The sequence below is a fragment of the Pseudomonas sp. P5_A12 genome, from assembly GCF_056400685.1.
Genome location: NZ_JBFUKU010000414.1, coordinates 1 through 3,709, shown reverse-complemented (window position 1 = coordinate 3,709; position 3,709 = coordinate 1). Strand labels below are relative to the sequence as shown.

Sequence of the window (3,709 nt, the reverse complement as noted above, 5' to 3'; positions counted from 1 at the left end):
TCATCATCCAGATGGGCTTCCCCGGTTACTTCCTGATCGTGATGGACTTTATCCAGTGGGCCAAGAGTAACGGCGTGCCGGTAGGTCCGGGTCGGGGGTCGGGTGCCGGGTCGCTGGTGGCGTATGTACAGAAGATCACTGACCTCGATCCGCTGGAATATGACCTGCTGTTCGAACGTTTCCTTAACCCGGAACGGGTATCGATGCCCGACTTCGACGTCGACTTCTGCATGGACGGACGCGATCGGGTGATTGAATACGTGGCCGAAAAATACGGTCGCAACGCGGTAAGCCAGATCATCACCTTCGGTTCCATGGCGGCCAAGGCTGTGGTCCGGGACGTGGCGCGGGTGCAGGGCAAGTCCTACGGTTTGGCGGATCGTCTGTCGAAGATGATTCCGTTTGAAGTCGGCATGACCCTGGAAAAGGCGTATGAGCAGGAAGAGATCCTGCGTGACTTCATCAAGGTCGATGAAGAAGCCGCCGAAATCTGGGAAATGGCCCGCAAGCTCGAAGGCGTTGTGCGTAACGTCGGTAAACACGCCGGTGGTGTGGTTATTGCGCCGACCAAACTGACTGATTTCTCGCCGATTTATTGCGACGAGGCCGGTGACGGTCTGGTGACCCAGTTCGACAAGGATGACGTTGAAGCGGCCGGTCTGGTGAAGTTCGACTTCCTCGGTCTGCGAACCCTGACGGTTATCGATTGGGCACTGAAAACCATCAACCGTGACCGCGCCAAGGTCGATCAGCCGCCACTGGACATCGCGTTCATTCCGCTGGACGACAAGCCGACCTACACGCTGCTGCAAAAAGCCGAAACCACGGCGGTGTTCCAGCTCGAATCCCGAGGCATGAAGGAGCTGATCAAAAAGCTCAAGCCCGACTGCCTGGAAGACTTGATCGCACTGGTAGCCCTGTTCCGTCCGGGCCCATTGCAATCGGGCATGGTGGACGACTTCATCAACCGTAAGCACGGTCGCGCTGAACTCGCGTACCCGCACTCGGATTACCAGTACGAAGGCCTTAAACCAGTACTGGCACCGACTTACGGCATCATCCTGTATCAGGAACAGGTGATGCAGATTGCCCAGGTCATGGCCGGCTACACCCTCGGTGGTGCGGACATGCTGCGTCGTGCCATGGGTAAGAAAAAGCCCGAAGAAATGGCCAAGCAGCGCGGCGGCTTCATTGAAGGTTGCGCGACCAACAATATCGATGCCGACCTGGCCGGTAACATTTTCGACCTGGTAGAGAAGTTCGCCGGTTACGGTTTTAACAAGTCTCACTCCGCTGCGTATGGCCTGGTGTCGTACCAGACAGCCTGGCTGAAAACGCATTACCCTGCGCCATTCATGGCGGCTGTGCTGTCGGCGGACATGCACAACACCGACAAGGTCGTGACCTTGATCGAAGAAATTCGCACCATGAAGCTGCGTCTCGACGCACCGGATGTGAATGCCTCCGAGTTCAAGTTCACGGTGAATGACGAAGGCCGGATTATTTACGGCCTCGGCGCGATCAAGGGCGTGGGTGAAGGTCCGGTGGAAGCGATCACCGAGGCGCGCCAGGACGGGCCGTTCAAGGATCTGTTCGATTTCTGCGCCCGTGTCGATCTCAAACGTATCAACAAGCGAACCCTGGACGGGTTGATCCGCAGCGGTGCGCTGGATCGTCTGGGGCCTTATTTCCATGACGAGCCGAAAGCTTATCAGGCGAGCATCGACCAGAATCGCGCGGTGCTGCTGGCCGCGATGGAAGGGGCGATCAAGGCCGCTGAACAAACTGCACGCACCCAGGACAGTGGCCATGCCGACCTGTTTGGCGGGCTGTTTGTCGAGGAGGACGCGGACGTTTACGCCAGTCATCGCAAAGCCAAGGAACTGACGCTCAAGGAACGGCTGAAAGGGGAGAAAGACACCCTGGGCCTGTACCTGACCGGTCACCCGATTGACGAGTACGAAGGTGAAATCCGTCGCTTTGCCCGTCAGCGCATCATCGATCTGAAGCCGGCACGCGACACCCAGACCGTCGCCGGCATGATCATCGCCCTGCGGGTGATGAAGAACAAAAAGGGCGACAAGATGGGGTTCATCACCCTTGATGACCGCTCCGGACGGATCGAGGCGTCGCTGTTTGCCGAGGCATTCCATTCTGCACAGTCGCTGTTGCAGACTGACGCGATGGTGGTGGTCGAAGGTGAAGTCAGCAATGACGACTTCTCCGGCGGCCTGAAGTTGCGGGTCAAGCGGGTGATGAGCATGGAAGATGCACGCACCAACCTGGCCGAAAGCCTGCGGCTGAAGCTGCAGACCAAGGATTTGAAGAACGATCAGCTACGCTGGCTGGGTGAATTGTTCAAACGTCACCGCGGCGCGTGCCCGATCACCATGGAGTACACGAGCCCCGATGCGAAGGCCTTGCTGCAGTTCGGCGAGACCTGGCGAATCGACCCGGCGGATGCGTTGATTCAAGCCTTGCGTGACCAGTTCGGGAGAGACAACGTCTTCCTCCAATACCGTTGACGGTCAGGTGGCATTCTTGTGATTAAGAGCTGCCCCTGATCTCGACCCAATTTTTAATCTCGACCTGAACGCGCCTCTCCCTTAAGGTAGGGCGCGAATAGACAACCGGCCGGCCCAAGCTCTCTTGGACGTCGACCCAAGACGGACGCCTATGAACCCGAATTTTCTAGATTTCGAACAGCCGATCGCCGACCTGCAAGCCAAGATCGAAGAGTTGCGCTTGGTCGGTAACGACAATTCGCTGAATATCGGCGATGAGATTTCCCGCCTGCAGGACAAAAGCAGCACCCTGACCGAAGACATCTTCGGCAAGCTGACCAGCTGGCAGATCGCACGTCTGGCGCGTCACCCGAAACGTCCATATACCCTGGACTACATCGAACACATCTTCACCGAGTTCGACGAATTGCACGGCGACCGTCACTTCTCCGATGACGCGGCCATCGTTGGCGGTATCGCTCGTCTGGACGACCAGCCGGTGATGATTATCGGTCACCAGAAAGGCCGTGAAGTGCGCGAGAAAGTTCGCCGCAACTTCGGCATGCCGCGTCCGGAAGGCTACCGCAAGGCGTGCCGCCTGATGGAAATGGCCGAACGCTTCAAAATGCCGATCCTGACCTTCATCGACACCCCGGGTGCCTACCCTGGTATCGACGCTGAAGAGCGTAACCAGAGCGAAGCGATTGCCTGGAACCTGCGTGTCATGGCTCGCCTGAAAACCCCAATCATCGCCACCGTAATTGGTGAAGGTGGTTCCGGCGGTGCTCTGGCCATCGGCGTTTGCGATCAACTGAACATGCTGCAGTACTCGACCTACGCGGTGATCTCGCCGGAAGGTTGCGCATCGATCCTGTGGAAAACCGCCGATAAGGCGCCGGATGCCGCAGAAGCCATGGGCATCACCGCCGAGCGCCTGAAAGGCCTGGGCATTGTGGATAAGGTGATCAGCGAGCCATTGGGCGGCGCACACCGCAATCCAGCGGCTGCGGCGGCATCGATCCGTGCCGAGCTGACCTCGCAACTGGCGATGTTGAAGAAGTTCGACAATGACGCGCTGCTGGCCCGTCGTTACGCGCGATTGATGAGCTACGGTCTCTGATCTGACCTCGCTTTTCCCATGTGGGAGCGAGCCTGCTCGCGATGACGGTATAACATCCAACTGTTTAGTTGAATGTTATGCCGCC

The 3,709-nt window shown here is 58.0% G+C and carries 2 protein-coding genes; both read left to right on the top strand.

Annotated features, from left to right (window positions below):
* On the top strand, window positions 1-2,525 hold a 2,525-nt coding region (dnaE, locus tag AC1DSG_RS29030; RefSeq protein WP_477793948.1), incomplete at its 5' end, for a DNA polymerase III subunit alpha.
* 151 nt (window positions 2,526-2,676) lie between these two features.
* A complete protein-coding gene (locus AC1DSG_RS29025; RefSeq protein ID WP_223512337.1) occupies window positions 2,677-3,624 on the top strand; it encodes an acetyl-CoA carboxylase carboxyltransferase subunit alpha in 948 nt (315 codons plus the stop codon).
* Window positions 3,625-3,709 lie beyond the last annotated feature (85 nt).